Origin of the sequence: Actinoplanes nipponensis (assembly GCF_016862275.1) — a bacterium.
Taxonomy (GTDB): domain Bacteria; phylum Actinomycetota; class Actinomycetes; order Mycobacteriales; family Micromonosporaceae; genus Actinoplanes; species Actinoplanes nipponensis.
In genome coordinates, this window is the sequence record NZ_BOMQ01000099.1 from 1 (window position 1) to 22,964 (window position 22,964).

Annotated in this window: 19 protein-coding genes; 10 read left to right on the top strand and 9 right to left on the bottom strand. The window is 74.5% G+C overall.

Annotation, left to right across the window (positions count from 1 at the left end; all coding sequences use genetic code 11):
• Nucleotides 1-292 precede the first annotated feature (292 nt).
• Nucleotides 293-1,843, bottom strand: a complete 1,551-nt coding sequence (locus Ani05nite_RS39075) for a leucyl aminopeptidase (RefSeq protein WP_203776944.1) — start codon at nt 1,841-1,843, stop codon at nt 293-295.
• 141 nt (nt 1,844-1,984) lie between these two features.
• On the opposite strand from Ani05nite_RS39075, the gene gcvT reads away from it, so the two are divergent.
• A complete protein-coding gene (gene gcvT / locus Ani05nite_RS39080) occupies nt 1,985-3,088 on the top strand; it encodes a glycine cleavage system aminomethyltransferase GcvT (RefSeq protein ID WP_239131079.1) in 1,104 nt (367 codons plus the stop codon).
• A complete protein-coding gene (locus Ani05nite_RS39085; protein WP_203776948.1) occupies nt 3,085-3,438 on the top strand; it encodes an MmcQ/YjbR family DNA-binding protein in 354 nt (117 codons plus the stop codon). Before gcvT ends, Ani05nite_RS39085 begins: the two co-directional genes overlap by 4 nt.
• Here Ani05nite_RS39085 and Ani05nite_RS39090 read toward each other — a convergent pair.
• The gene (locus tag Ani05nite_RS39090) at nt 3,424-4,152 is read right to left on the bottom strand and encodes an adenosylcobinamide-GDP ribazoletransferase (protein ID WP_377880903.1); all 729 of its coding nucleotides are present in this window, start codon (nt 4,150-4,152) and stop codon (nt 3,424-3,426) included. The genes Ani05nite_RS39085 and Ani05nite_RS39090 overlap by 15 nt on opposite strands.
• Nucleotides 4,153-4,237: 85 nt before the next feature.
• On the bottom strand, nt 4,238-6,166 hold the full coding sequence (locus tag Ani05nite_RS39095) for a bifunctional adenosylcobinamide kinase/adenosylcobinamide-phosphate guanylyltransferase (protein ID WP_203776950.1): 1,929 nt from the start codon (nt 6,164-6,166) through the stop codon (nt 4,238-4,240).
• A 128-nt stretch (nt 6,167-6,294) separates the two neighbouring features.
• On the opposite strand from Ani05nite_RS39095, the gene Ani05nite_RS39100 reads away from it, so the two are divergent.
• The gene (locus Ani05nite_RS39100; RefSeq protein WP_203776952.1) at nt 6,295-6,492 is read left to right on the top strand and encodes a hypothetical protein; all 198 of its coding nucleotides are present in this window, start codon (nt 6,295-6,297) and stop codon (nt 6,490-6,492) included.
• Nucleotides 6,489-7,316: a site-2 protease family protein gene (locus Ani05nite_RS39105; protein WP_203776954.1), complete on the top strand. Its 828-nt coding sequence runs from the start codon at nt 6,489-6,491 to the stop codon at nt 7,314-7,316. Before Ani05nite_RS39100 ends, Ani05nite_RS39105 begins: the two co-directional genes overlap by 4 nt.
• 35 nt (nt 7,317-7,351) lie before the next feature.
• Here the strand turns inward: Ani05nite_RS39105 and Ani05nite_RS39110 are convergent, their stop codons facing one another.
• Nucleotides 7,352-8,350: an aldo/keto reductase family protein gene (locus Ani05nite_RS39110; protein WP_203776955.1), complete on the bottom strand. Its 999-nt coding sequence runs from the start codon at nt 8,348-8,350 to the stop codon at nt 7,352-7,354.
• Nucleotides 8,351-8,371: 21 nt separating this feature from the next.
• Nucleotides 8,372-11,425, bottom strand: coding sequence for a WG repeat-containing protein (locus Ani05nite_RS39115; RefSeq protein ID WP_203776957.1), 3,054 nt, complete (start codon nt 11,423-11,425; stop codon nt 8,372-8,374).
• 2,512 nt (nt 11,426-13,937) lie between these two features.
• On the opposite strand from Ani05nite_RS39115, the gene Ani05nite_RS39120 reads away from it, so the two are divergent.
• From Ani05nite_RS39120 to Ani05nite_RS39135, 4 genes are all read left to right on the top strand, one after another.
• Complete coding sequence (locus Ani05nite_RS39120; protein WP_203776959.1) at nt 13,938-14,081, top strand: hypothetical protein; 144 nt, start codon at nt 13,938-13,940, stop codon at nt 14,079-14,081.
• A gap of 290 nt (nt 14,082-14,371) precedes the next feature.
• Nucleotides 14,372-15,232, top strand: coding sequence for an ABC transporter permease (locus Ani05nite_RS39125; RefSeq protein ID WP_203776961.1), 861 nt, complete (start codon nt 14,372-14,374; stop codon nt 15,230-15,232).
• Nucleotides 15,225-16,025 (top strand): ABC transporter permease, encoded by an 801-nt coding sequence (locus Ani05nite_RS39130; protein WP_203776963.1) that lies wholly within the window; start codon nt 15,225-15,227, stop codon nt 16,023-16,025. Before Ani05nite_RS39125 ends, Ani05nite_RS39130 begins: the two co-directional genes overlap by 8 nt.
• 10 nt (nt 16,026-16,035) lie before the next feature.
• A complete protein-coding gene (locus Ani05nite_RS39135) occupies nt 16,036-16,989 on the top strand; it encodes an ABC transporter ATP-binding protein (RefSeq protein ID WP_203776965.1) in 954 nt (317 codons plus the stop codon).
• On the opposite strand, the gene Ani05nite_RS39140 is transcribed toward Ani05nite_RS39135, so the two are convergent.
• Entirely contained in the window at nt 16,986-17,543 is a 558-nt protein-coding gene (locus Ani05nite_RS39140) for a helix-turn-helix domain-containing protein (protein ID WP_203776967.1), read from the bottom strand. The two genes, Ani05nite_RS39135 and Ani05nite_RS39140, sit on opposite strands and share 4 nt — an antisense overlap.
• A gap of 67 nt (nt 17,544-17,610) precedes the next feature.
• Between Ani05nite_RS39140 and Ani05nite_RS39145 the strand changes: the two genes are divergently transcribed.
• On the top strand, nt 17,611-18,318 hold the full coding sequence (locus tag Ani05nite_RS39145) for an AzlC family ABC transporter permease (RefSeq protein ID WP_203776969.1): 708 nt from the start codon (nt 17,611-17,613) through the stop codon (nt 18,316-18,318).
• Complete coding sequence (locus Ani05nite_RS39150) at nt 18,312-18,620, top strand: AzlD domain-containing protein (protein WP_203776971.1); 309 nt, start codon at nt 18,312-18,314, stop codon at nt 18,618-18,620. The genes Ani05nite_RS39145 and Ani05nite_RS39150 overlap by 7 nt, the downstream gene beginning before the upstream one ends.
• An 868-nt stretch (nt 18,621-19,488) precedes the next feature.
• On the opposite strand, the gene Ani05nite_RS39155 is transcribed toward Ani05nite_RS39150, so the two are convergent.
• From Ani05nite_RS39155 to nadA, 3 genes are all read right to left on the bottom strand, one after another.
• Complete coding sequence (locus Ani05nite_RS39155) at nt 19,489-20,124, bottom strand: DUF3043 domain-containing protein (protein WP_203776973.1); 636 nt, start codon at nt 20,122-20,124, stop codon at nt 19,489-19,491.
• Nucleotides 20,125-20,202: 78 nt separating this feature from the next.
• Nucleotides 20,203-21,558 carry a UDP-N-acetylglucosamine 1-carboxyvinyltransferase gene (gene murA / locus Ani05nite_RS39160; RefSeq protein WP_203776975.1) on the bottom strand — a complete coding sequence of 452 codons (1,356 nt, stop codon included), beginning with the start codon at nt 21,556-21,558 and terminating at the stop codon, nt 20,203-20,205.
• 215 nt (nt 21,559-21,773) lie between these two features.
• The gene (nadA, locus tag Ani05nite_RS39165) at nt 21,774-22,943 is read right to left on the bottom strand and encodes a quinolinate synthase NadA (protein WP_203777065.1); all 1,170 of its coding nucleotides are present in this window, start codon (nt 22,941-22,943) and stop codon (nt 21,774-21,776) included.
• Between the last annotated feature and the right edge of the window lie 21 nt (nt 22,944-22,964).

Below are 22,964 nucleotides of genomic sequence, written 5' to 3' on the forward strand. Positions count from 1 at the left end.
TGCTCCGCCCAGCGCGCCGGGCGCAGGCTGCGTGCTCCGCCCAGCGCGCCGGGCGCAGGCTGCGTGCTCCGCCCGGCGGGCCGGGCGCAGGCCGCGCGTTCCGCCCAGCGGCCCGGCACGCCGGCAGGGGCGGTGACCCCCCGCCCGACCGGGTTGTGACCACAGGAGGGGGTGTCGGGGTCGGTAACGGTGTGTCGCCGTACCGGATCGGTGGGGTTCAGACCGTGCGGCCCGGTGGCGATCTCAGCGGCGGAAGGGCCCAGCCACCGAGATCGCCCCGGGGTCGCCCGGCTCAGCCGTTGGCGGCGACGTCGTCGACCAGCGCCAGCAGGGTGCGCACCGGCACGCCGGTGCCGCCCTTGGTCCAGTATCCGTTCGGCTCGCCCGTGTGGTACGACGGCCCGGCGATGTCGATGTGCGCCCACTCGACGCCCTCGGCCACGAACTCGCGCAGGAACACGCCGCCCTGCAGCATGTGCCCGGCGCGGTCCATGTTCGCGTTGGTCTGGCTGATGTCGGCGATCTCCGACTCCATGCCCTTGCGCACGTCGTCGGGCAGCGGCATCGGCCAGGCCGGCTCGCCGACCGCGTCGCCGGCCGCCCGGACCCGCTCGCAGGTTTCCGGCGTGCCCATGACGCCGGCGATGCGCTTGCCCAGCGCGACCACCTGGCCGCCGGTCAGCGTCGAGGTCTCGAAGACGTAGTCGGTGCCGTCGGCGCAGGCCCGGGCGATCGCGTCGGCGAGCACCATGCGGCCCTCGGCGTCGGTGTTGAGCACCTCGACGCGCTTGCCGCTGAACATGGTGATGACGTCGCCCGGCCGGTACGCCGTACCGGACGGCATGTTCTCCGCCATGGCCAGGTAGCCGGTGACCGCGACCGACGGCTTGAGCGCGGCCACGGCCAGCAGGGCCGCACCGACCGCGGCGGCGCCGGCCATGTCGGACTTCATCTCCCACATGCCGGCGGTCGGCTTGATGCTGATGCCGCCGGTGTCGAAGGTGATGCCCTTGCCGACCAGGGCGACCCGCTTCGGGTCGGTGACGCCCTCGGGCGTGTAGCTGAGCTTGACCAGGCGGGGCGGCGCCTCCGAGCCCTGGCCGACGGCGACGATGCCGCCGTAGCCGCCGGCCTTGAGCGCGTCGAAGTCGAGCACCTCGACCTCCAGGCCGGTGCCCTCGGCCGCGGCGACCACGGCGTCGGCGAACTGCGGCGGGCGCAGGTCGTTGGGGGCGGTGTTGACCCAGTCGCGGGTGAGCCGCACGACCTTGGCGACGATCTCGGCGCGGGTGACCTCGGCCCGGGCGGACGCGTCGGCGGCGTCCGCGACGGTGACCTGCAGGGCCCGGACCGGGTCGCGGCGGCCCGGCTGCGGCTTGGTCTTGTAGCCGGCGAAGCGGTACGACCCGAGCAGCGCGCCCTCGAGGATCGCCCGCAGCACGCCCGGGGCGTCCGTGTCGTCGGGCACCGGCAGGGCCAGCGCAACTGTCTCGCTGCCGGCGAGCGCGCGCACGGCGGCGCCCGTGCCCCGCCGCAGCGTCTCGGTGGCGGGCGCCGAACCGGACGGCTCGTCGCCCAGCCCGACCGCGACGACCAGCGGCGCCGCGATCGTGCCGAGCGTGGCCAGCTTGGTCACCTCGCCGGGAGCGCCGGTGGCGCCCAGCAGGGCCAGGGTGGCGGTCAGCTTCCCGTCGAACGCGGCGGCGATGCTCTCCGCGCCGGCGGCCGGCAGCAGCGCGCCACCCTCGTCCGGCTGACTGTGCAGCCCGATGACGATCGCGTCGACGGCCAGCTCGGCGGGGTCGCTGTCGACCAGGGTGAGAGTGGGGGCGGGGTGGGTCACTCGGGCTCCGCGACGATGAGGGGCCGGAGCCCCCTCGTGGGCCGCTCCGACGGTGTGGTCACCCCGGCGCGGGTCGCGCCGATCGGTGATGGTGTCCCGCCGATGCTAACCACAGTCAAGACCACGGGTAAGTTGCCACTCATGTCGACCGAGGCCGCAGCCCTGCTCCGTTCGCCTTTGCACGAGCGCCACGTCGCGCTCGGGGCCAAGTTCGCCGCCTTCGGCGGCTGGGAGATGCCGTTGGAGTACGCCGGCGGCGGCGTGCTGCGCGAGCACACCGCCGTCCGTGAGGCCGTGGGCGTCTTCGACGTGTCGCACCTGGGCAAGGCGCGGGTCACCGGCCCGGGCGCGGCCGACTTCGTGAACTCCTGCCTCAGCAACGACCTCGGCCGCATCGGCCCGGGCAAGGCGCAGTACACGCTGTGCTGCGACGACGCCACCGGCGGGGTGGTCGACGACCTGATCGCGTACCTGATCGGCCCGGACGAGGTCTTCCTCATCCCGAACGCCGCCAACACCGCCGAGGTGGTCCGCCGGCTCGCCGCGGCGGCCCCCGAGGGCATCACGGTCACCGACGAGCACCGCAGCTTCGCGGTCCTCGCCGTGCAGGGCCCGCAGTCCGCCGAGACGGTCACCAAGCTCGGGCTGCCGACCGGCCACGACTACATGTCGTTCAACCCGGCGCAGATCGACGGGGTGGACCTGATCGTCTGCCGCACCGGGTACACCGGCGAGCAGGGCTACGAGCTGGTGGTGCCGTGGGACGACGCGGTCACCGTCTGGGACGCGCTGGTCGGGGCCGGCGTGCGCCCGTGCGGGCTCGGCGCCCGCGACACGCTGCGCACCGAGATGGGCTATCCGCTGCACGGCCAGGAGCTGTCGCTGGAGATCACCCCGGTGCAGGCCCGCTCAGGCTGGGCCGTCGGCTGGTCCAAGCCGGCGTTCTGGGGCCGCGACGCGCTGCTCGCCGAGAAGGCCGCCGGACCGCGCCGGCTGCTGCGCGGCCTGGAGCTGACCGGCCGCGGCATCCCGCGGGGTCACATGCAGGTGTACGCCGGCGACACTCTCGTGGGCGAGATCACCAGCGGCACGTTCTCCCCGACGAAGAAGGTCGGCATCGCGCTGGCCCTGCTCGACACCGCGGCCGGGCTGGCCGAGGGCGACCTGGTCGAGATCGACATCCGGGGCCGCCGGACCGGGGCGAGGGTCGTGAAGCCGCCGTTCGTGCAGCCCTCGGTGCGATGACCGTCACGTACGAGCAGGTCCGCGACTGGGTGCTGGCGCTGCCCGGCGGCGCCGAGGTCTTCGTCGAGCAGTGGGGCCACCCCACCCTGCGGTACGGCGACAAGATGTTCGCCTCCGGCGGCGGGGGCAGCGGCACCGTCACGGTGAAGGCGTCCCGGGAGGAACAGGCCGAGTTGGTGGCCACCGCCCCGCACGTGTACTCGCCGGCGCCGTACGTGGGCCGCTACGGGTGGGTGACCGTGGTGCTGGCCGAGGCGGATCCGGACGAGGTGCGCCAGCTGGTCACCGATGCGTGGCGGCGGACCGCGCCGAAGAAGGTCGTCCGGGCGTACGACTCAGCCCAGGGTTAGCCCGATCAGCGTCACGGTGGTGGTCAGCTCCACGGCCGCCCCCAGCACGTCGCCGGTGATGCCGCCGAACCGGCGTACCGCGTGGCGCAGCAGCAGGACCAGCACCAGCAGCGCGCCGGCGACGGCGGCCGGCCCCTGCCACGGCCGGCCCGGTACCGCCCACACCGCCCCGGCCGCGACCAGGGCCGCGGCCGCGAGCACCAGCGGGACCGGCACAGTGGCCGCGACCAGCGCGCCCAGGCCACCCGGCCGCGCGGCCGGCACGCCGCGCCGGCACGCCACGGTGACGGCGAGCCGCCCGGCCGCCCAGGCCGCGACGATCGCCCACGGGCCGGCCTCGGTCAGCGTGGCCGCCTGGATCAGCAGGGTCAGGGCGATGGCCGCGACGCCGAACGGGCCGATGTCCGGCTTCTTCATGATCTCCAGCGCGGCGGGGCCGGCCCGGTAGGAGCCGAGCGCGTCGACCGTGTCGGCGAGCCCGTCCAGGTGCAGGCCGCGGGTGAGCAGCGCGCCCGCCGCGACGGTCACCGTGGCGGCGACCAGATTCTGGCCGAGCACGACGAAGACGGCGGCCAGCACGCCGCCCAGCAGGGCGCCGATCAGCGGCGCGGCGCTCATGGCGACGGCCGCGCTGCGGCGGTCGACGATGCCGGTACGGACCGGCAGGACGGTGAGCGTGGTCAGCGCCAGCCGCAGCCCGTCGCCCAGCGGCAGCCCGCCCGGCGCCCGGCCCGCGCCGACACCAGCGGTCCCGCCGGTCTCGTCCCCGGGTGGCTCGTCCGCAGGGCGCGGCCGCCGGTCAGGCACTGGCCGGGCCGGGGCCGTGCGGCTCCGGCTCGGTGAAGTCCTGCCCCTCGTCGTCCCCCGGCTCCTCCGCGGTCAGGCCCGCGTCGCCGTGCCCGGCCAGCAGCGCCGGGTGCACCGGCAGCGCCCCGGCCAGCGCGATCGCCGAGCGCAGCAGCGGCAGCACGGCCAGCGCGTTCGCCCCCTCGCCGAGATCCAGGCCGAGCTGCACGACCGGGTTCAGCCCGAGCACGTCGGCGCCCTGGCGGACCAGGGCCAGGGTGCCGGCGTCGGGCAGCAGGCACCAGTGCCGGGCCTGGCTGGCGATGTCCCGCGCCACCAGCCCGGCCGCGATGCCCAGCGGCCCGTCCAGCAGCACCGGCAGCCGCCGGGCGGCCGCGCCCAGCAGCACGCCCGTGGCCACGGCCAGGTCGGCCCCGCCGAGCTGGGCCAGGACGTCCTTGGCGCCGCGCGGCTCCTGCCGGATGCGGTGCATCGCGTCGCGCACGGCCGCGCACCGGGCCATCCACGCCGCGTCGTCGTAGAAGCCGCCGGGCACCAGCACCCGCGGCAGGATCGCCACCGGCTCGGCGCCCGTGGTGGCGGCGAGCACGGCCGTGGCCGCGGCCTCGGTGCCCACGCCGCAGGAGGCCAGGACGACGGCGTCCCGCCCGTCCTCGGCCGCCGCGTCGACGAGCGCCCAGCCCTGCCGCAGCGCCGCGTCGACGCCCTCGGCATCCAGCACCGGGCCGTCCTCCATGGCGCCCGCGGCGGGCGTGCGGACCACCACGATGTCGGCGTCCGCGGTCGCCGCGAGCCGGGCCAGCGCGCCCGTACCGGCCTCCGCCTCGGCGGCCCGGCGGTCCGCGTCGCCGGCATCGGCGCCGGCCGCCGACCCGCCGGCGTGCCGGCCGGCGATGAGCAGGACGCGCACCGGACCCCAGGTCCGCGGGGTGACGGTGGACTGGGTGGCCGCCGCGAACTCGACGGCCTCCAGCAGCGCCCCGATGCCGGCCCCGGGCAGGTCGACCCCGGCGAGCCGGTCCCGGGCGTCCGGCCCGGCGTCGCTGTCCGGCAGCGGCAGATCCATCCCGGCCTCGATGACCGCGCCGCCGGCGACCAGCGGCAGCATCACGGTCGGGGCGTGCAGCGCGCCGGTGCCCGCGGCGGCGGCGCGGGCCCGGTGCGCCGCGACGGCGTCCCCGGCCGACACCGGCTCGGCGGTTGCCGGCTCGCCGGCGGCCACCGGCCGCGCGGCGACCACGGGTGTGCCGGTGGCCGGTGTCGCCGCCGTCATCGCGTCGTGCATGGCCACCGCGTCGACGGTGGGCGCCGGCTCCTCGGCCGGGCGGCTCTCGCTGTTCTCCGCCGCCAGGTCGGAGACGACGGCGGGATCGTCCGGCCCGGTCTTCAGCCAGGTCGGGCGGCCGGCCACCACGAACGCCACCCGGTCGCACGCGCCGGCCAGCGCCTGGTTCGCCGTGCCCAGCGCGTCCGCGAACGCCCGCCCGACCGGCGTGGTGGGCACCAGCGACAACCCCACCTCGGGGCTGACCAGCACCACCCGCGCGGCGCAGGAGCGCACGGCGTCGGCCAGCGCGGTCACGGTGGCCAGGTCGTCGTTCGGCTGCCGGGCCGGGTCGAGCAGCGCCGCGACCCAGCCGCCCAGATCGTCGACCAGCAGGGTGTCGTCGGGCTTCGCCTCGGTGAGCAGCGCGGCCAGCCGGGCCGGGTCGGCGCCGGTCTCCTCGGTGGTCCAGGACTGGGGGCGGCGACGCTGATGGGTCTCGATCCGGGCCCGCCACTCCGGGTCCTCCTCGCCGCCGACGGCCGTGGCGACGTAACGCACCGACGCGGCCCCGGCGACCAGCGCCTCCGCGAACGCGGACTTGCCGGACCGGATCCCGCCGAGCACCAGGACCGAACTCCACCCGTCAGCAGACATGCCCCGTACTTTAGGGCCGCCCGCCGCGATCATGCGGGGCGACCCGGCCCGGCCGTACCCGGCGTACCGCCGCGCACACCGTAGGGTGGGAACAGGACCACAGATCGACACCTGAGGGAGGCGGCGGCATGCCGTGGAGTTGGCGGTACGAGGGCGTCGACGGTCGTCCGGTGGCCGGACCGACCGAGACGTTCAGCAGCCAGGCCGACGCCGAGTCGTGGATCGGCCAGGCCTGGCGTGAGCTGGCGGCCGCCGGGGTCACCCAGGTCACCCTGGTCGAGGACGACCGGGTCGACTACAAGATGAGTCTGCTGCCGGCCGAGTGAGCTACCAAGTCTCCCGGGGCGTCCCGAAGAGCGCCTTCGTCCCGAGCCCGGTCTTCGTCGGCATCCTGGCCGTCACGGTCGTGGCCGCCTGGATGGCCTGGACCGGGTACGGCAACGTGCGGGTCGACGTCTTCCTGCTCATCGTGGCCGGCTGGGTGCTCTCGCTCTGCCTGCACGAGTACGCCCACGCGATCGTCGCGTACTTCGCCGGCGACCGGGGCGTGGCCGAGCGCGGCTACCTGCGGCTGAACCCGCTGAAGTACACGCACCCGGTGCTGTCCATCGTGCTGCCGCTGGTGGCGGTGGTGCTCGGCGGCATCGGCCTGCCCGGCGGCGCGGTGTGGGTGGACCACGCGCACATCCGCAGCAAGGCCAAGGAGTCGCTGATCAGCGCGGCCGGCCCGGCCACCAACGTGGTGTTCGCGCTGCTGCTGGCGGTGCCGTTCGCGTTCGGCGCGGGCCGCGACGTCACGTTGTACAGCGACGGCGACGGCGGCTTCGTGGTCGGCGGCAGCCACGGCGCCTTCTGGGTGGCCCTGGCGGCGCTGGCGTTCCTGCAGGTCACGGCGAGCCTGCTGAACCTGCTGCCGGTGCCCGGCCTGGACGGCGGCAACATCGTGCAGCCCTGGCTCAGCCCGCCGTACCAGCGGGCGTACAACCTCTTCGCCCCGTACGGCTTCATCCTGCTCTTCGTCCTGCTCTGGCAGTCGAAGATCAACGTCTGGTTCTTCACGCTGGTGAGCTGGCTCAGCGGGATCCTCGGGGTGCCCGACAGCATGGGCGAGATCGGGCTGGCGTACATGCGCTTCTGGCAGTCCCTGTGACCCGGCGCCCCCGCGGGGGCGCCGGGCCCTGAGGGTCAGGGGCGCTGGGCCGGGCTGACCGTCTTCGCGGGGTCCCGCTCGGTCACGCCGGTGAGCACGTCGTCGATGGCCTTCATCAGGTCGCTGTCGAGCTTCACGCCCGACGCCTTGACGTTGTCGTGGACCTGCTCCGGCCGGGACGCGCCGATGATCGCGGCCGAGACGTTGTCGTTCTGCAGCACCCAGGCCAGGGCGAGCTGCGCCAGCGACAGGCCGGCCTGCTCGGCCAGCGGCTTGAGCCCCTGCACCGCGGTCAGCACCTCGTCGCTCATCCAGCGCGAGATGAAGTCGGCGCCCGACTTGTCGTCGGTGGCCCGCGAGCCGGCCGGCGGCTGCTTGCCCGGCTCGTACTTGCCGGTGAGCACGCCCTGGGCCAGCGGCGACCAGACCACCTGGCCCACGCCGAGCTCGATCGAGGTGGGCACCACCTCGGCCTCGATGACCCGCCACAGCGCGGAGTACTGCGGCTGGTTCGACACGAACTGGATCTTGAGGTCCTGGGCCAGCTCCCAGCCCGCCCGGATCTCCGACGCGGACCACTCCGAAACGCCGATGTAGAGGGCCTTGCCCGAGTGCACGACGTCGGCGAACGCCTGCATCGTCTCCTCGAGCGGGGTCGTGTAGTCGTAGCGGTGCGCCTGGTACAGGTCGACGTAGTCCACCTGCAGCCGGCGCAGCGAGCCGTTGATCGACTCCATGATGTGCTTGCGGGACAGGCTGCGGTCGTTCGGGCCCGGGCCGGTCGGCCAGTAGACCTTCGTGAAGATCTCCAGACCCTCGCGGCGCTCGCCCTTCAGCGCGCGGCCCAGCACCTCCTCGGCGCGGGTGCCGGCGTAGACGTCCGCGGTGTCGAAGGTGGTGATGCCCACGTCGAGGGCGGCCCGCACGCACGCGGCGGCGGCATCCTCCTCGACCTGGGAACCGTGGGTGATCCAGTTGCCGTAGGCGATCTCACTGACCAGCAGGCCGGAACGGCCGAGGTGACGAAACTCCATGCCTGGGACCCTACCGGCCCCCTACAGAACCGGCCGGGTTCCCGGCAGCAGCCGGGCTATCTCCTCCACCACATCGCCGGGGCGGGCCCGGGTCACCTCGACGAGCGGGTCGCCGTTGCGGTCCAGCGCACCCCAGCGGCCCTCGCGGTCGCCGACCAGGAAGGCCGAGGGGTGGATCAGCAGGCGGGCGTGCACGGGCGCCACCAGCAGCTGCCCGCCGCGGTCGACCACCCCGAGCCGGTCCCCGGCGTCGATGACGGCCAGCCCGTCCCCGGTGAAACCCTCCACCGGGCCGCCGGCGGTCAGCTCGGTGGCGAACCGCTGATACTTGAACGGCACCGCGACCCGGCCGTGCCGGTCGACGGCGCCCCAGCCGCCCCGGCGCACCACGGCCAGCCCCTGCCGGAACGGCCGCACGTCCTCGAAGCCGCCGGGCACGATGACCCGGTTGTGCCAGTCGACGGCGAACCAGCCCCCGGCCGGCTCCCGCGACACCCAGGCCAGCCCGTCGGCGAACCGGCCCACCTGCACGTAACCGCTGGCCGCGTCGATGACCAGCGCGCCGGTCTCGTCGATCAGCTCCCAGGCGGCGGTGCCCGGGCGGCGGACCCAGGCCACGCCCTCGTGGAACGGCTGGGCTTCGGCGTACCGCTCGGGGATGACCACCTCGCCGTCGTGGTCGGCGTACCCCTGCCAGCCGGAGTCGTAGTCCAGCGCCGGATGCGGCGGCCGGCTCTGCTGCAGGATCTCCTCCCGGGACCGGGGGTACGGACCCCAGCCCGCCTCGCGCACCCGGGCCATGACGGCGTCCAGCGCGGTCCCGGTCCGGGCCACCAGGTCGGGATCCTCGACCCGGCGCAGCTCCAGCGCGGCCTCGAAATGGTTGCAGGCCTCCAGGTAGCGGCCCTGCTCGTACCGGGACTTGCCGGCCTGCACGTGCAGCTCGGCCCGCAGCCGGTCGGGCAGCTCGACGGAATTGGCCTCCTCGACCAGCCGGTCGGCCTCGGCGAAATCGCCCCGCCACTGCTGCACGAGGGCCAGCCGCGCCTGCACCAGCGCGATCCGCTGCAGCTCGCCGGTGGCCTCGGCATGCCGCAGGGCCTCCCGCGCGTCGGCCAGGGCCCGGCCCAGATCACCGAGGACCCGGGAGACCACGGCCCGCAGGCTGAGCAGGCTGGCCCGGACGGTGTCGCGCTCGGCGTACTCCAGCCGGTCGGTGAGCCGGTCCCGCACGGCCAGCAGCGGCTCCGGGTCGTCGGCGGTCTCCCGCAGGGTGACGGGATCGAGCTTCCAGGGGTACGCGGCCAGAACCTGCTCGGGGTCGGCGCGGCGCCGTTCGGGCTCGAGGTCGGGGAGCGGAGGCGGGGGGACGCTGAGGGTGGGCAGCTGCGTGCTGGGGGTGCGGAGAGCGGCATTTCCGGTACGGGGGGTGACCGGCTCCGCTTCGAGTTCGGCGGCGTCGGCCGTCTCCCTCTCGGTCGGCTCGGCTTCGACGGGGTCTGCCTCGATCACCTCGGCCACGGCCGGTTCCGTCTGCTCCGTCTCCGGGTCGGTGCCCAGCGGGATGGTCTCTGCGGGCTCGGCCTGGTGCGTCAGGGTGTCGGGCTCCGTCGGGGCAGCCTCGGTCGACGGGAGGTCTGCCGGTTCTTCGATGGCCGGCGGCGGGCCGGCCGGTTCGATGTCCGTCCGGTTCGTGTCGGCTGGGCCGGCGGTGGCGGGCTCGACAACGTCCTGCGCCGGGGGTTCGGCCACGGCTGCGGTTACGGCCGTCTCGGGCTTGGGGGGTCCGGCGGCCTCGGCCTCGGCTTCGGCTTCGGTCGGGGGTGGGGTGGCGGCGACGGGCTGGTCGGCCGTCGGTTCCGTGACCGGGGCGGTGGCGAGGGGTTCGGTGGCGGCCGGTTCGTAGCTCGGGCGGGCTTCGAGGGGCTCGGCGGTCACGGTCTCCGCGGCTGTGGCGTCGTCGGTGACGGGCTCGGCGGTGCTGGATTCGTCGGCCTGGGCGTCGGTGGGGGCCGCGTCGGTGAGTTCTGCGTTGGCGGGCTCGGCGGTGTTGGATTCCTCGGTGGCGGGAACCGCCTCGGGCTCCGCAGCGGTGGGTTCGGCGGTCTGCGGCTCCGCGGTCTGCGGCTCCGCGGCGACGGCCTCGGCTGTCTCCGGTTCGGCTGTCTCCGGTTCGGCGGGGACGGCCTCGGCTGTCTCCGGTTCGGCGGTTTCCGGTTCGGCGGGGGCAGCCTCAGCGATCGCTGGTGCGGCAATGACAGCTTCGACGGCGGCCGGGCGGTCGACGACCGCCGGGATGACGGCGTCTGCCTGGTCTCGGACCGGAACCCCGGCGGCGCCCTCCTCCAAGATCGACTGGTCGATCGGGTCGGACACAGCCGGCGCTGCGACGGAGGCGGCAGGTAGATCCTCGACCGGTGTGCTGCTGTCCGGGGCGGCCTCGGCGGGCGTCGTGACGACCAGTCGCGTCTCGGTGGTGGGCGAGAACCAGTCCTGCTTGGCGGCGGCCCCGCCGACCCGCGACGAATCGACCGGGATGCCGCTGACGGAGACGCTGCCGGTCGGGCCGCCACTGGCTGGGATGCCGCTTGCCGGGGTGGCACTGGCTGGGATGCCACGCACCGGGGTCTCGCCGGCTCGGACGCCGCTTGCCGGGGCGGCAGTGGCCGGGATGCCGCTTGCCAGGGCCTCGCCGGCTGGGACGCCGCTGACCGGGGCGCCACTGGCCGGGATGCTGCTCGCCGGGATGCCACTGACCGGGGCTCCGTTGAACGGGGTGTCGCTCACCGGTGCCCCGGCAGGGTTGCGGCCGCTGGTCGGAACCCCCGAGACAGGAGCGGAAGATGTCCCGCTGCCGCCGGTCGAGCCGCCGCCGGTAGGTGCCGCCGACACCGGCGCGGGTGCCGCGCCGCCGCTGACCGGCGTGACCGTTGCCGCGTCCGGGATGTCGATGACGAGATCGGTCGGGTCCGGGCCGGTAGGCGTGGGTGTCGGGGTGACCGCGCCCAGGCCGCTCTGGGACAGCAGCCAGCCCAGCCCGTGCGGTTCCTCCGGGCCGGCTTCCTCCTCAGCCACCGGCTCCGTGGGGGCGGGAACGACGGCGGTGGCTTCGACACCGGCCGTGGCGGCATGGGGCACGGGCACCGCAGCCATGGGGTCGGCAACCGCCGGTTGCGGGGCGCGGACCGGCGCCGGGAAGGGCGGAATGGGCCGGGTGACCTCGGGGTCGACGCTCGGCGGCCTAGTTCCGCTGACTGGCGCCGTGGTCGCAGCTGTGCCTGCTGCCGGCTGGGCGGACGCAGCCGTGCCGGAGGCTGGCTGGGCAGTCATGGGCTGGCCAGCGGCTGTCTGGGCGGTCCCAGCTGAGCCGGCGGCTGGCTGGGCGGACATGGGCGGGCCGGCAGCCGGCTGGGTGGTCATAGGCGGGACGGCAGAGGGCTCGGTGGTCGTGGGCGCGCCGGTGGCAGCGAGCGGCGCAGGCTGCTGTGGAGCGTCTGCCGGTCGCGCGGGAACGGTGCGCGCCGACCGCAGGTCCTGCCGCTCGTCGGCGGCGGGGACGGGCGCGGAAGGCCGCTGCTGAGGCTCGTAGGGCTGCGGCCTCGCGGCCGGACGGTAGGTCGCGGGCTGCGCGGACACCGGCCGGACGACAGGCGTCGCCTGTTGCTGCCCGGTGGGCGGGGTGGCAACCACCGGCGGTGCGGGCGGCGCAGTTGATGCGGCGGGAGCCCAGGACTCCGGCACAGAACGACCTTGCACCCCCGGCCGGTCCGGCGGCGCGGTGTGCGCAGGAGGCGCGAACTGCCCGGGCGGCGCTGGCTGCACGGGCGGTGCGGAGTGCACGGGCGGTGCGGAGTGCACGGGCGGTGCGGAGTGCACGGGCGGGCCCGACTGCAAAGGCGGCGCTGGCTGCACGGGCGGCGCGGAGTGCACGGGCGGCGCTGGCTGCGCGGACGGCGCGGAATGCACGGGCGGTGCGGAGTGCACGGGCGGTGCGGAGTGCACGGGCGGGCCCGACTGCAAAGGCGGCGGTGGCTGCACGGGCGGCGCGGAGTGCACGGACGGCGCTGGCTGCACGGGCGGCCCGGAGGGCACCGGCGGCGCGGAGTGCCCAGGCGGCACTGGTGGCGCGGAATGCACCGGTGGGCCCGCCTCGACCGGCGGACGAGACTGCGCCGGCTGTGCCGGCGGGGCCGAATGCGGCAGCGGCCCCGTCGGCATCGGAGGCCCGGACCGAACCGGCGGCGCCGAGTAAGCGGCCGGCGCGGCGTAGGGCGGCGACGCCGGAGGGTGGCCGGCCGGGCGCGCCGGTGGCTCGGCGGGCGGCACCGCGCGCAGCGGCGCCGCGAACCGGGGATCTGTCGGCGGTTCCGCGCTGTGGGCCGGGCGCCGGACTGCGGGCGGGGCCGAGCGGGGCGCCGCCGCGCGTGGTTCGGCCTGGGGGGAGCGCGGTCCCAGGGGTGTCGCGGGTCGGGGATCGACCGGCGGCGCCCAGGCCGGGTCGGGCGGGACCGGCCGCGGCGCCGGGTAGGGCGCGACCGGGGTGGTCGCGGCGGGTCCCTGGTAGGGCGGCGTCTCGTGGCTGACCGGCCGCGCGGGCTGCTGCGCCGCCGGGTTCGCCCGGCCGTAGAGCTGGTCGTCACCGGGCCGGGCGGCGGCCGGCCGGGAGCCCGGCGGCGGCGAAACCGGGTACGCCGGGGCGGACCGGGCGTCCGAGGGCGGTTCCTGAGCCGGGCGGGACGCGGACTGCGAGGCCGGCCCGATCCGGTACGGCACGTATCCGTCCACGCCGGGACGACCCTCGGCCCGCGAAGGCTGCTCCGGACGCGCGAAATCGCCCCGCCGCGCCGGCGGCTGCTCCTGACGGAGAAGCTGGGCGGGCGGCGGCTCCTGACGGTGAAGCTGCGCCGGCGGAGCCTCCTGGCGATGAGGCTGATGCGGCGGCGCCTCCTGACGGCGAGGCTGGGCCGGCGGCGGCTCCTGGCGGTGAGGCTGGGCCGTCGGAGCCTCCTGGCGGTGAGGCTGCGCCGGCGGAGCGTCCTGACGGTGAGGCTGAGACGGCGGAGCCTCCTGACGGGGACGCTGAGCCTGCGGCGCCTCCGGCCCAGGCCGGTACGCCTGCCGCGGTTCCGGCCGTGCCGCAGCCTCCGGACGCTGGCCCGCGTACCCCTGCCCCGCAAAGCGCCCGTCCTGCGGCCCGCCGGGCTGGCGCTGCTCGGGCCGAGCCCCGCCGGACCGGGGGTCGTAGGCGCGCCCGTCCGCGAACCGGTTGTCGCCGGCCGCCGGACCCGCCTGGTAGCGCGGGTCCGGCCGCGGCCCCGGGTAGGGCCCGTCCGCACGGCCCCGGTCGGCGGGCGGCGTCTGGCCGTACAGCGGCGGCGCGGACTGTGGGCGCTCGGCCGGTGGGCGCTGCTGGCGCCGTTCCGCCTCCGGCAGCCGGTCCGGCAGGGGCACCGGCCGGTTCCACGACGGACCCTGCTGCTGCGGCGGCTGGGATGGCCGGCCCGACACGTACGGTGTGCGCGGGCCGGCGTACCCCTGCTCCTCGGGGCCGGTCCACGACGGCGGTGGCTGCGGCGGACGGCCGACCGTGGCGCGGCCGGCCGCGGGGGAGACCGGGCGGGCCGTGGACGGGCCGCCGGACGACGGGGCCGGCGGGCCGGAGGCCTGGGCGATCTGGCGGAAGTCGGCGTCCCAGGCCGAGGCCGCCTCGGCGGCGCGGGACGCGTCGTAGACCGGGTGGTGCACGGCCCGGCGGCGGCCCGGGTCGCCCGGGTAGCGCTGGCCCGGCTGGGGCTCCCACTCCCAGGTGATCTCGTACACCCAGGCGGGTTCGTCGTCCCAGCGGTCCGCGCCGGCGTGCGAGCTCCAGCCGTTCACCGGGCAGCCCTCGGGGCGCCGGGTGGCTGGTTACGCTCAGTCACGACGATTTTCCACCTTGTCGGAAATAGCTCGGTGGCAGGGCGGGTCACCGGGTACAGTCGCCCGGCTCCGCTGCGGGGGTTGTGGAAGGAGATTAACGGCGTGGACCGGCTCGACGCCAGGGTGCCTCAGATCTCTCCGCACCGTCCGTTCCGGGAGTCCCTGGCTACTTTCGGTGCCCTCGCCCGGTCGGGTTTCCAGAGGTACATCACCTACCGGCAGGCGACGATAGCCGGATCGTTCACGAACATCGTCTTCGGGTTCCTCCGCTGTTACGTGCTGCTCGCCGTCGCGGCCGGCGCGGACGGCGGCCGGCCCGCCGGTTACGACGCCGCGCAGCTGACCACTTTCGTGTGGGTCGGGCAGGGGTTGCTCACCGTAGTGGCGCTGTGGGGCTGGACCGAGCTGGCCGACCGGATCCGCAGCGGCGAGGTCACCGCCGACCTGCTGCGGCCGGTGCACCCGGTGATCGGCTATCTCGCCCCCGACCTGGGCCGGGCCGGGCACGCGATGCTCTTCCGGTTCGTGCCGCCGGTCGTCGTGGGCCTGATCTTCTTCGATCCGTACCTGCCCGGCCGCTGGTTCACCGGGCCGCTGTTCGCGGTGTCGGTGCTGCTCGCGGTGGTCGGCAGCATGGGGGTGCGGTTCCTGGTCAACGCGACGGCGTACTGGCTGCACGACGCGCGCGGGCCGCTGATCCTCTGGACGCTGGCGGCCGGCGTGCTGGCCGGGCTGTACTTCCCGCTGCGGTTCCTGCCGGACTGGCTGGCGGTGACGCTGTGGGTGGCCACGCCGTTCCCCGGCTTCCTGCAGACGCCGCTGGACGTGCTGATCGAGCGGGACCCCCCGCCCGTGCAGGTCGCCCTGGTCGGCCTGCAGGCCTGCTGGGCGGTGGCGCTGCTGGCGCTGTGCGCCCTGGTGCAGCGCCGGGCGGAGCGCCGGCTGGTGGCCCAGGGTGGGTGAGCTGCGGGCGTACGCGGCGCTGCTGGGCGCGCAGTGGCGGTCGCTGCTGTCGTACCGGGCGTCGTTCCTGGTCGAGATGGTCACCAACATCGGGGCCACGGCGCTCGACGTGGTCGCCGTGTTCGTGATCTTCCGCGCCACCCGGACGGTCGCCGGGTTCACCCTGCCGGAGGCGGTGCTGATCGTCAGCCTGTCGTCGTGCGCGTTCAACCTGGCCGACTTCACGGTCGGCAACATCGACCGGCTCAAGACGTACGTGCGGACCGGGCTGATGGACGCGGTGCTGGTCCGGCCGCTGGGCGCGCTGGCCCAGCTCGTGCTCATGGACCTGCCGTTCCGCAAGGCGCTGCGGCTGGTGCTGGCGGTGGGGGTGCTGTTGGTGGCGCTGCGACTCAACGCCATCGAGTGGACCCCGGCGCGGGTGCTGCTGGCGCTGGTCGTGCCGCTCGCCGGGGCGGTCTTCTTCGGCGCGATCTTCGTGCTCAGCGCCAGCCTGGCGTTCTGGTGGGTGGACTCCGGCGACCTGGGCAGCGCGTTCACCTACGGGGGGCGCGACTTCACCGCGTACCCGGTGCCGGTCTACGCCGGCTGGTTCCGCACGCTCTTCGCGTACGGCCTGGGGTTCGGTTTCGTGTCCTACCAGCCGGCGCTGGCGCTGCTCGGCCGGGCCGACCCGCTGGGCCTGCCCGCCTGGGCGGGCTTCGTCTCGCCGCTGGTCGCGCTGGTCGCGGCGGCCCTGGCCGCGCTGGTCTGGCGGGCCGGTGTCCGGCACTACCGCAGCACCGGGTCATGAGAGGGAGATCGTGAGCGTCATCCGGATGGACGGACTGCGCAAGGACTTCACGGTACGGGTCAGAGCCGGGCGTCTGCGCCGCACCAAGCGCGAGGTGGCCGCCGTGGACGGCATCGACCTGCGGATCGAGCGCGGGGAGATGGTCGGCTACATCGGCCCGAACGGCGCCGGCAAGTCCACCACGCTGAAGATGCTGACCGGCGTGCTCACCCCGTCCGCCGGCGCCGTGTCGGTGTGCGGGCTGGCGCCGGTGCCCCAGCGCACCCGCCTGGCGCTGCGCATCGGCGTGGTCTTCGGCCAGCGCTCGCAGCTGTGGTGGGACCTGCCGCTGGGCGAGTCGTTCCGGCTGCTGCGGTACCTCTACCGGGTGCCGGCGGCCGAGCACGCGGCCCGGCTGCGGCGCTGCACCGAGCTGCTCGACCTCGGCGGCTTCCTGGACACCCCGGTCCGGCAGCTCTCGCTGGGCCAGCGGATGCGCGGGGAGCTGACGGCCGCGCTGCTGCACGGGCCGGAGGTGCTGTTCCTGGACGAGCCGACGATCGGCCTGGACGTGGTGAGCAAGCAGGCGGTCCGGTCGTTCCTGGCCGAGCTGGGCGCGGGCGGCGACGTCACGCTGGTGCTGACCACGCACGACCTGGCCGACATCGAGCGGCTGTGCCGGCGCCTGGTGGTGATCGACCACGGCCGGGTGGTGCACGACGGCACGATCGAGGCCCTGCACACCCGGTACGGCTCGCGCCGCCGCCTGGTGGTGGACCTGGACGCGCCGCTGCCGGCCGGCTTCACGGTCGAGGGGGCCACGCTGGTCTCGGTCGAGGCCGACCGCTGCCGTGCGTCGTTCGACCTGCTCACCGACACGGCCGGCCCGGTGGTGGCCCGGCTGGCGGCGCTGTCCTCGCTGCGTGACCTGTCCGTGGTCGAGCCCGACATCGAGGACGTGGTGGCCCGCCTGTACGCGTCCTAGCGGTGCTCCATCAGCAGCACGGCCCAGGTGCCCGGCTCGAGGGCCTGGTAGTGGTGCGCGATGTCGCCCGGAAAGGTCACGTAGTCGCCGGGGCCCAGCTCGACCTCCTCGTGCCGCGGACCGACCCGCAACCGTCCGGCCGCGACGACCAGGTGCTCGATGCTGCCCGGCAGGTGCGCGTCGGCCTCGCGGGAGGCGCCCGGCTCCAGCTCCATGACGTAGAGGTCGCGCCGGGTGTGGGCGCTGCCGGCGGTCAGCAGGGTGGCGAAGAAGTCGGCGTGGTCGGATTGCAGCCGGGGTCCCTGGCCGGCGCGGACGACCCGGATCAGTGGGGCGGGCGGCTCCACCAGCCGGCTGAACGGCACGCCCAGCGCCACGCCCAGCGACCACAGGGTCTCCACGCTGGGGTTGCCGGTGCCGGACTCGAGCTGCGACAACGTCGACTTGGCGAGCCCGGCCCGCCGCGCGAGCTCGGCCAGCGAGATGCCGACCCGCTCCCGCTCGCGGCGCAGGGCGGCGGCGATGGTGGCGAGCGGGGGAGCGGGCTGCGACACTGTTCACTCCGTCGATCGAGTCGTTCGGTTTGACGAACGCCGGGCGCGTCGTTCATTATTTTGAACCATGCGTACGGCAACACGAACACCGGACCGGGAGCTCCTGCGCGACGCGGCCGCCATCGCGGCGGCGATGATCGCGGTCGGTGCGTCGTTCGGCGCCATCGCAATCGCGTACGGGCTGCCGGTGTGGGTGCCGTTCCTGATGTCCACGGCGGTGTTCGCGGGCGGCGCCCAGTTCCTGGCGGTGGGCCTGATCGCGGCGGGCAACCCGATCGCCGCCGTGCTCGCCGGCCTGCTGCTCAACGCCCGCCACCTGCCGTTCGGCCTGGCCGTCGCGGCGACGGTCGGCTCGAGGTGGCGCGACCGCCTGATCGGCAGCCACCTGATGACCGACGAGGTGGTCGCCTTCACCCTCGCCGAACGGGACCCCGCCCGCCGCCGCCGCACGTACTGGCTGATCGGCCTGACCCTGTTCACCTCATGGAACGCGGGCACGGCCCTGGGCGTGTGGCTCGGCGGCGCCACCGGCGACCCGGCGACCCTGGGCCTGGACGCGGCCTTCCCGGCGGGCCTGATCGCCCTGATCCTGCCGTCCCTGCGCGACGGCGACACCCGCCTGGTCGCCCTGCTGGGCGCGGCGGTGGCGGTGGCGCTGACCCCGGTGCTGCCGGCGGGCCTGCCGGTGCTGTGCGCCCTGCTGGGCCTGGCGGTGCTGTTCCGGCCCGGCCGCCGGGGTACGGCTGGACGCGAAACCCAGGAGGCGCCGTGCTGATCGCCGCGATCCTCACACTCGGGGTGGGCACGTACACGATGCGGCTGGGTGGCGTGCTGCTCCGCGACCGGCTCGAGCTCTCGGACCACCTCCAGCGCTTGCTGCCGATGGCGGCGGCCTCGCTGCTGGCGGCCCTGGCGGCGACTGCGGCCCTGATGGACGGGACGTCATTGGCGGGGGTGGCGCGGCCGGTCGGGGTGGTGGTCGGTGCGCTGCTGGCTTGGCGCCGGGCGCCGTTCGTGGTGGTGGTGTTGGCTGCGGCGGGTACGGCGGCCTTGCTGCGGCTGGCCGGCATCGAGTAGGGCCTGCCCCTGCACCTGGCGCCCGCGCCGCCTGCGCCGCCTGCTGCCCGCGCCGCCTGCGCCGCCTGCTGCCCGCGCCGCCTGCGCCGCCTGCCGCCCGCGCCACCTGCCGCGCACTCCGCCCACGTCGCCCCGACGCGCCACGCGCCACGCGCCACGCGCCACGCGCCACGCGCCACGCGCCACGCGCCACGCGCCACGCGCTACGCGGATCTTGGAGAGACGGGGCCGATTTTGTGGCTCCGGCGCTTCAAGATCCACCGAGCGGCCGTCTGCCGCTGGCGCGCCGGGCGTGCCGTCTGTGCGTCTGCCGCTCGCGTCCCAAGGTTGCCAAGTGCGGCGTGTCCGCCACCCGTGTCCGGTCGCCTGTCGCCGGTGAGCCGCGAGCGTGTTTGTCCCGCGTGCCGCGCGTGGCCGCCTGCCGCCCATTCCCGTGCCGGGCCAGGTCACCCTGCCCGCTTGGCCGGTCCACCTGCTCACGCCATCGGCCGCTCACGCCATCGGCCGCTCACGCCACCAGTCGCCCAGGCCAGTCGCCCAATGCCGCACACCGCCTACACCACCAGCCGCCCACGCCAGCCACTCACGCCACTCGCCGCCCACGCCGCCCCGACACGCCACGCCCCCGCGCCAACGCGGATCTTGGAGAGACGCGGCCGATTTCCTGACCCCGGCGCCTCAAGATCCACCGACAAGTCGCCCTAGAACAAGTCGCCCTAGAAGATGTGGCGACAACAAGACCGCGCCCGAAAGCCCTGAACGAAGCTGAGCGGGGCGGACAAAAAGACAGAGCCGAGCGAGCACATCGAAGCCACAGCGGAACCGACGCTCAGCACCACCCACCCAGGCACGACAACGTCGGAAAGAGCTAGACCTTGTCGCCCAACTCCACCTGAGGCTTCGGCACGCGCATCCGCCGGAAGGTCAGCCCCCGCATCATCCCGTACAGATAGAGCGACCCCATCCGCTGCGTCGTCCCCGGGAACCGCTCGGTCACCAGCTTCTTCACCCGACGGGAGATCAGGATGCTGTCGATCACCACCGCCAGTGCCAGGATCGCCCAGAGCAGGTTCGCGCCGAGCCGGACCACCGGGGGCATCGTGCTGTTCGCGCCGATGAAGACGATGATCGCGCCGGCGAAGAACCAGGTGCCGGCGGTGCGTTTCGAGTCGACGATGTTGCGGACCAGGGCGCGTTCCGGGCCGCGGTCACGGGCCAGCAGGTAGCGCTCGTCGCCGGCGCGCATGCCGGCCGAGGCCTCCGCGCGCTCCAGTTTCTGGCGCTCGCGCATCTGCTTGTACGCCTCGCGCCGGTTGGCCGGGGCCTGCGCCGTGTCGTGCCGGCGCTGGGCGGTGGTGCGCTTCGGCGTCGCGACGCCGAGTTCCTTCTTGGAGGGCGTGTAGGCCTTGGGCTTGGGCGCGGCCGACTGCCCGGCCTCGTCGGTCACCGTGGCGGTGGCGTCGGAGACGAGGTCGGTGGACTTACGGCGAAACAGCGAGGACACCCCCGCAGCGTAGCCAAGAGCCCCCGGAAACCCGAAACCGCGCCGGGAAAAGCCGGCGCGGTCTCGGAGTGGGCCGGATCAGATGCGTTCCACCAGCGCGCCCAGGGCGGCCAGCTTGCCCTCGAAGTCCTCGTAGCCGCGGTTGATCAGGTCGACGCCGTACACCCGGGAGGTGCCCTCGGCGGCCAGCGCCGCGATCAGGTGGCTGAAGCCGGCCCGCAGGTCGGGGATGACCAGGTCGGCCGCGTGCAGCTTGCTGGGGCCGGCGATGACCGCGGAGTGCTTGAAGTTGCGCCGGCCGAAGCGGCACGGGGTGCCGCCGAGGCAGTCGCGGTAGACCTGGATGGTCGCGCCCATCGCGTTGAGCGCCTCGGTGTAGCCGAGCCGCTGCTCGTAGACCGTCTCGTGCATGATCGACAGGCCGCGGGCCTGGGTCAGCGCGACGACCAGCGGCTGCTGCCAGTCGGTCATGAAGCCGGGGTGCACGTCGGTCTCCAGGGCCACGGCGTTGAGCTCGCCGCCGGGGTGCCAGAAGCGGATGCCGCCCTCGACGCCGGTCACGCCGGTGCGGCCGACCCGGGCGTCGGTGATCTCGAACTCGCCGCCGATGGAGCGGAAGACGTTGAGGAACGTCATCATGTCGGCCTGCTGGGCGCCCAGCACCTCGATCTCGCCGCGGGTGGCCAGCGCGGCGGCGGCCCAGCTCGCGGCCTCGATCCGGTCGGGGATCGGCTTGTGGTTGTAGCCGTGCAGCCGGGGCACGCCGAGGATCTCGATGACCCGGTCGGTGTGCACGGTGATGATGGCGCCCATCTTCTGCAGCACGCAGATCAGGTCCATGATCTCCGGCTCGATGGCCGCGTTGCGCAGCTCGGTCACGCCCTCGGCGCGTACCGCCGTGAGCAGCACCTGCTCGGTGGCGCCCACGCTCGGGTACGGCAGCTCCAGCTTCGTGCCGTGCAGCCCGTTGGGCGCGGTCAGGTGCATGCCCTCGGGCGTCTTGTCGACGACCGCGCCGAACTGGCGCAGCGCCTGGATGTGGAAGTCGATCGGGCGGGGGCCGATGTGGCAGCCGCCGAGGTCCGGGATGAACGCGTGCCCGAGCCGGTGCAGCAGCGGGCCGCAGAACAGGATCGGGATCCGGCTGGACCCGGCGTGCACGTTGATCTCGTCGCTGCTGGCGCTCTCCACGTTGGTGGGGTCCATCACCAGCTCGCCGTCGTCGGCGCCGTCGCTGACCTTGACGCCGTGCAGGCCGAGCAGCCCGCGGACGACCTCCACGTCGCGGATGGCCGGCACGTCGAACAGCCGGCTGGGGGACTCGCCCAGCAGGGCGGCCACCATGGCCTTGGAAACCAGGTTCTTGGCGCCACGGACCCGGATCTGTCCGTGCAGCGGCGTACCGCCGTGTACGGCCAGGACGTCGTCGGTCAACGCAACCTCCAGAGGCGGGCGCGTCAGCGCGCCCGGATGCTTATAGGGGTGCAGCCGGCGATGGGGGACCGGCGGCTGCCGCCCGGGCAGCATAGCCCTGAGTGACCAGAGCAGAAATCATCACAACGCCCAAGGCGGCACGAATTGCTGATGATTAAGCCAACAAAAAGGTGCGGCCGTGCGCTCGGCGCATCGGCGATCACTCAGGGTGATTTTTACGGCAGTGCCAGCATCTGGTCCAGGGCGAGCCGGGCGTACTTGGCGGTCTCCGGGTCGACGGTGATCCGGTTGGGCACGCGGCCGGCCACGAGCTCCTCGAGCGCCCACACCAGGTGCGGCAGATCGATGCGGTTCATCGTCGAGCAGTAGCAGACCGTCCGGTCCAGGAACATGATCTGCTTGTCCGGGTGGGCCAGCGCCATCCGGCGTACCAGGTTGAGCTCGGTGCCGACCGCCCAGGCCGAGCCGGCGGGCGCCGCGTCCAGGGCCCGGATGATGTACTCCGTCGAGCCCACCTCGTCGGCCGCGCGGACCACCTCGTGCTTGCACTCCGGGTGCACCAGCACGCGCACGCCGGGCACCCGTTCGCGCACCTCACGCACGCTGTCGACGGTGAACCGGCCGTGCACCGAGCAGTGCCCGCGCCACAGGATCATCTTGGCGTCGCGCAACTGCTCGGGGGTGAGGCCGCCGTTCGGCTTGTGCGGGTCGTAGAGCACGCAGTCGTCCAGCTCGAGGCCCAGCTCCAGCACCGCGGTGTTGCGGCCCAGGTGCTGGTCGGGCAGGAAGAAGACCTTCTGCCCCCGCTCGAACGCCCAGGTCAGGGCCCGCTTGGCGTTGGAGGAGGTGCACACCACGCCGTTGTTGCGCCCGACGAAGCCCTTGATGTCGGCCGAGCTGTTCATGTAGGTCACGGGCACGACGTCGTCCGCGATGCCCAGGTCGGTGAACTGCTCCCAGGCGGCCTCGACCTGGCCCAGCACGGCCATGTCGGCCATCGAGCAACCGGCCGCCAGGTCGGGCAGGATGACCTGCTGGCCCGGGCCGGTGAGGATGTCCGCGCTCTCGGCCATGAAGTGCACGCCGCAGAAGACGATGAACTCCGCGTCGGGGCGGGCCGCCGCCTCGCGGGCCAGCTTGAAGGAGTCGCCGGTGACGTCGGCGAACTGGATGACCTCGTCACGCTGGTAGTGGTGGCCCAGCACGAACACCCGGTCGCCGAGCGCGGCCTTGGCGGCGGTGGCCCGCTCGACCAGGCCGGGGTCGCTGGGCGCCGGCAGATCGCCGGGGCAGTCGACGCCGCGCTCGCTGGCGGGGTCGGTGCCCCGGCCGAGCAGCAGCAGCGCCGTGGCGGTGTTTCCGGGTTCGGTCCAGGTCGACGTCACGAGATCCATGTTTCCACACGG